Source organism: Sporomusa sp., from assembly GCF_035561155.1.
GTDB lineage: Bacteria > Bacillota > Negativicutes > Sporomusales > Sporomusaceae > Sporomusa.
This window is the reverse complement of the sequence record NZ_DATMYD010000034.1, coordinates 1-5,356: the sequence shown is the minus strand read 5'-3', so window position 1 is coordinate 5,356 and position 5,356 is coordinate 1. Positions and strand designations below refer to the sequence as shown.

Here is a 5,356-nt window from a genome sequence, read left to right as displayed (position 1 = left end):
GATAAGGTAGAAGACAAGTTATAAAGGTTTCCTAAATGGTAAAAGACGACCCTCACCCCAAAATTGGGAACAAGGGTCGTCTTCTGTTTCGTACTTTTTAAGCTTTGCTCCGTCAAAACCACAAGTTCTTCAGTGGCCTCGTATCCGACTCGACTTAGTTTATCAAATATTGTGCGAAGTCCCCATAGGGATAGGCAAAATAGTATGAACAAAAGTAGCCCTGTAAGGAAAAGAGTGTAGCATATAATAGCAACAAAAAAATGGATAAATCTTTTTCTGAGAGATTTATCCATTTTTGTTACAATGAATTGTATTAGATTTGTTGGAGGATAATAATATATCCCTTGCAGACTTACTTAGAAAACTGCTTGTTTGTCTAGAAGTTTATGTCCAATTGGGTAGTAATAGTATTTTTATAGTCTTTGTTATTGTAGATATCATAGGCAAAAATTACTGAAGCGTTTGGTGCAAAGTTATAAGAAAAACCAACGTTTGTCGCGCCTAATGCACTCTTACCACCTTGATAATCTACCGCTACCCACCATTTATCATTTAGTTGTTTATCAATGCTGGCTAGAATCATTTTGTTGTCAGAACCCAGGGCTTCTCTCCTACCGACACCGTATCCCAAAGCAAAGCGGGTGCCGTCGCTAATTGTTTTACTTGTCAGTACATATTTGACTTCCTGGTTAGTGGCTTTTGACGTACCCACATTGTATACGCCTGCAACTATATTTACTTTTGAAGCCTCGTTATTCAGCAAATTAAACTTAGCATTGAAATACAAAGGATTTGATGGTTGTGAAGCAATATAGTCTATACCATATTCAAAGTTTGTTCCTCCCCAGGTCAAGCCGTAATCGGGAGATGTAAAAGCACCAGTTGATTGTCCGGATGCTAAAGGTTTAGCGGTAAAATAATTGTCTATGCCTAAATGGGTCTTATTCGCAGGCTGTATATCGGTGGATGGTATCCAGATAATGGTGGACGGGGTAGCCGAAACGGGTACAACGAGAGCGAATGAAAGTACCAAGGCGATAAGTAACACTTTTTTCATATAAATCCTCCTCCTGCTGTTTGTTTTCATGTTCTCAAATAAGTTCTTCAAACCGGGGGCAAAACGTGTTTTTTACATCACCTCCCTAAAAAAAATAAGAGTCTTTGGCTTCAAAACGCCAAAGACTTCTTTGTCTCATCGGTAGTATAGGGTTATTTTTACAAAATGACCATGTAATCACTTTTGCTACTTTTCATTTTAGTTATATAATATATATTACATCATAGTTATGAAGATATTATGAATTAATTATGAATAATTTGTGAATTTTGTATGAATATGAAAATCTCCACGCTCATGTGCCAGAAATACCTGTAACCTTACTGAGATAGGCCGGATAATCATCATACGGTCCGGTTTAAAAACGGGGGAGGTGAAAATGAACATGTCAGGCGTACCGGCAGGCGGCAAGGCGGGTATGTCTGGTTGCAGCGGAGCTCAGCATAGCCAGAGCCCTAAGCCGGCGCGCCCTGGTGAAACCCATACACATAGTGATGGAGCAGTACATACGCATTAAGGTTTTGTAACAAGTAGTTTTCACAATAATCCGTGCAGTTGAAGGTAGGATCATCGCTAAGTAGCATCTTCACAAAAAAATTCACTACTTTTTCATCTTCTTTTCATTAGATATTCATAATGATTTGCTATACTAAGTACATCCTCAGTATTTTTGTGTGACTCGACTGGCAGCTATAGCAGGGCGCGCAGTCGCAAACACGTCCCTGACGCTTTATGCGTCAGGCTTTTTCTTTCCTGGGACATGCATTTAGGCTTAGCGTTAGAAAATGTATGTTTTGTAAAGGTTATCATAGCAAAATCCAACTAACTTAGAGATTGGTTGACATTTCTTAAATACAGGTTATCCCAATAATGTTCCAATTAATCCATATTTGCTGTTGTATCAGTCGCACGTACTGCAAAAGCCAATTCCCCTTAGTGAGGTGGAATTGGCTTTTTTATATCAAATATTGTTTTAACTTTATAAATCTGCGTTGGTACCGCTTTAATGAATACTGTGTAGCCAGCATCTGCGACAGTTTTACTAGCTCGTCACGGCTAGCAGACTTGGTAATGATCGCTTCTTTTTTTAGCCAGATAACCGTGCCGCCCGTAACTCTCGGGACTGCTATGAGCGCTTTTTCGACGCTTATTTTGCAGTGGCCGCAAGTCATTCCTTCGATTTTTAAGGTTGTGGCTTGACCCATTATTTTTACCTCATTGATATGACTGGTATAAATTTATCGGTTGTTATCACGTTGGCGTTGTTTGAATTTCTCCCAGATGAAGCGGCCGGCCATGATAATACCGCCGATGATAAGGATATTGAAAAATAGACCTGATAGTGTGGCAAACCCGCCGGTAGAGCCAAAGCCTAAGGTTCCGCCAAGTAAGCTGCCTAACAGCATGCCGCCGCCGAATAGGCCTAGTCCGCGCATAAAGCCGCCGCTGGCAGGCTGTTGAACGGCTGACGGGTTGGCTGATTTAGCCGCCGGCGCTGTTTGGCTATAGCTGTTAGCCGGAGACGATGGCTTATAACCGCTGGTTGGAGCTGGTGCTGTTTGCGTGGTCGGAGGTTTAGGCGTGGGAGAAAATGTTCGCGGCTTGGAGCCGCTAACAGCAGCGAAACCAGGACTCTGAATAGTGAACATAAATAGAAAAGTGAGTAATAATAGCTTTTTCAAAACTACTCCTCCTTATGAGTTTTTAGGTCTTCCGGGAAATGTAACCGTACAATGTGCCCCGGTTATGTACTATATAGTACCTTATAGATATGAATATTTGATGAATAATTGATGAGGAGTTTATGAAATTGTTGAAAAAATACTTAGGCGCGCCGAATTTGGTTAGATACATGGCGCGTTGGATAAAATAATAAACGAGATTTTTGTAAAAGTCAGGCTTAAGCCACTTGAAGCTAAGTCTCTCTTTACATCATAATGAGAGGAAGATGATTACTTGAAACTACGTAATGTATTGCTTTGTGGGTTTTTAGTCTTGATGCTGGTCCTTTCCGGGTGCGCCGGAACAAAAAGTCCTGCGCCGTCACCACAAGCCCCCCTAAAATCTGCTCAGGAAGTTCCGTCTGTTGCGGTAAAGAGCATGTATTATACAGCTAATGAAGGGGGCGGCATTACCAGAATTGATGCAGCTACCAATACTGTGATTGACACCATTCCCTTAGACGGCACAGTACATAATGTGCAGGTATCGCCTGATGGCAACGTGCTGGGGGCAATCTTAGTGCCCAAAATGGAAGGCCATGGCAATATGGAAATGAACGGCTTTGCCCTGTTCTATGACACCATGACCAATAATCTAATCAAGAAAGTCGAGATTGGCGCTCATCCGGCACATATCGTCTTTACCCAGGATGGTAAGTATGTGTTGGCAACCAACAATGAGTCTAATAATGTGACAGTCATAGATGCCAAAACCTATAATGTTGTGCAAACAGTGCCCACCGGTAAGGGACCGCACGGGTTCCGCATTTCCCAAGATAGCAAAACAGCATATATCGCTAATATGGGCGAAGACACGGTGAGTGTGGTAGACATTCCAACGTTAAAAGAAACACGAAAAATCACAGTTGGTAAAAAACCGGTGACAACCGGGATCACCAGCGACGGCAAAACGCTTGTTGCTACTGCTAATGCCGAGAATATGCTGGCGATTGTGGACTTGACTAGCGATAAGGTAGAAAAGATACCTGTTGGTAAAGGCCCGGCGCAAGTCTTTATCCAATATGATAACAAGTACGCCTTTGTTGCTAACCAAGGTACCGAGCAAAGTCCGTCCAATACGGTTTCGAAAGTGGATTTGGCTGCCAAGAAAATAGTAGCTACCATTGAAGTCGGCAAAGGTGCTCATGGCGTAGTGACAAGTAACGACAACAAGTTTGTCTATATCACCAATATGTATGAAAACACGGTGAGCATCATTGATAATACAACCGACAAAGTAATCGGCAAGGTCGAGGTAGGTAAAATCCCAAATGGAATTACCTTTAAGCAGTAAAGTAAAATTAGAGGTTCAATAAAGGATATGAAATAAGAATATATTTGCTGCGACTGCCTGGCACGAAGTGCTGGGCTTTTACTTTCCAAGGTGCTAATCCCAGTATGATGAACTTAGTGGACTATTAGCAGCGAAGTGCGACGCATACTGGTAAAATAACACAAGTTTTTCATAATTGATTCACGAGATATTCATATTAACTAGGTATAATATGGATAAAGAAATCAAGGAGGTAGCGAGAATGAAAAAGACTTTTATAACTGCATCTTTACTGATGAGTATGATGGTAGCAGGTGTGGCTTCGGCCAACGAATTTCTCCCGGAAACAAACAAAATTAAATCTGACATCCAAACAGTGATGGTTAGTCCGGGCAGCACTAAGAATGGTCCCCAATATGTTACGATCGACCGTAATCCCACTGGGTATAACAAACAGGTAGTTGGCGGGCGTACCATTGAGGGCCGGATCAAAGACGGTGTGGCATACACCGCAATTAACGGAGTCACTACCAAGGCTTATCGTATCAATAAAGACCTTCAAACAGTGATGGTTAGTCCGGGCAGCACTAAGAATGGTCCCCAATATGTTACGATCGACCGTAATCCCACTGGGTATAATAAACAGGTAGTTGGTGGCCAAACTATTGAGAGCTGGATCAAAGACGGTGTAGCATACACGGCCGTTGACGGAGTCACTGCCAAGGCTTATCGTATCAATAAAGATCTTCAAACAGTCGTGGTTAGGCCGGGCAGTACTAAAAACGGTCCAGAATATGTTGTGATTGACCGTAATCATACTGGATATAATAAACAGGTAATTGGTGGGCATACCATCGAGGGCTGGATCAAAGACGACGTAGTTTATACCGCAGTGGACGGAGTCATTGTAAAAAAGGGAACGCAGTCGGCAGGGGTAAAGTAGCATAAGAAATCCACTGTTTTCTGGCTCCATCTATGGGGCGGCAGTCTGGGGTGTAATCCACACACTCGGTACAATTTTTCATATTCCCATGTTGTATCGCTGTTGTTGGTGGAATGGTACTTGAAGGGGGTGTCTCAAAATAGGTTATTTTAACCTATGAGAGGCAGCCCCTTCTTGTTTTCGTGAGTAAAAAATAAGATCTTTATGGGATTAAGACTGAATAAAAAGAAATGGTATGAAAAAAGGGCATAACAAAGCTAAGGGATAGTTTCCTTAGCAATTTGTTGTGCCTTTTTTGGTGCTAAGCTATCTCTTTTTCATGCAGCATATGACCGCATCTTTTGTGTTGTATCTTGCTATGC

Annotated in this window: 6 protein-coding genes; 3 read left to right on the top strand and 3 right to left on the bottom strand. The window is 42.0% G+C overall.

What is annotated here, in order from left to right; translation table 11 throughout:
* Window positions 1-376 precede the first annotated feature (376 nt).
* The gene (locus VN447_RS04900) at window positions 377-1,057 is read right to left on the bottom strand and encodes a hypothetical protein (protein ID WP_325523401.1); all 681 of its coding nucleotides are present in this window, start codon (window positions 1,055-1,057) and stop codon (window positions 377-379) included.
* A gap of 379 nt (window positions 1,058-1,436) precedes the next feature.
* Here VN447_RS04900 and VN447_RS04895 point away from each other — a divergent pair, with 379 nt between their 5' ends.
* Window positions 1,437-1,574: a hypothetical protein gene (locus VN447_RS04895; protein WP_325523399.1), complete on the top strand. Its 138-nt coding sequence runs from the start codon at window positions 1,437-1,439 to the stop codon at window positions 1,572-1,574.
* A gap of 439 nt (window positions 1,575-2,013) precedes the next feature.
* Here VN447_RS04895 and VN447_RS04890 read toward each other — a convergent pair whose 3' ends face one another.
* A complete protein-coding gene (locus VN447_RS04890; protein ID WP_325523397.1) occupies window positions 2,014-2,262 on the bottom strand; it encodes a heavy-metal-associated domain-containing protein in 249 nt (82 codons plus the stop codon).
* Between the two features lie 33 nt (window positions 2,263-2,295).
* A complete protein-coding gene (locus VN447_RS04885; protein WP_325523395.1) occupies window positions 2,296-2,739 on the bottom strand; it encodes a hypothetical protein in 444 nt (147 codons plus the stop codon).
* Window positions 2,740-3,013: 274 nt separating this feature from the next.
* Here VN447_RS04885 and VN447_RS04880 point away from each other — a divergent pair, with 274 nt between their 5' ends.
* Both VN447_RS04880 and VN447_RS04875 read left to right on the top strand, forming a co-directional pair.
* A complete protein-coding gene (locus VN447_RS04880) occupies window positions 3,014-4,072 on the top strand; it encodes a YncE family protein (protein WP_325523393.1) in 1,059 nt (352 codons plus the stop codon).
* Between the two features lie 241 nt (window positions 4,073-4,313).
* Window positions 4,314-4,994 (top strand): hypothetical protein, encoded by a 681-nt coding sequence (locus VN447_RS04875; protein ID WP_325523391.1) that lies wholly within the window; start codon window positions 4,314-4,316, stop codon window positions 4,992-4,994.
* Window positions 4,995-5,356: the final 362 nt, after the last annotated feature.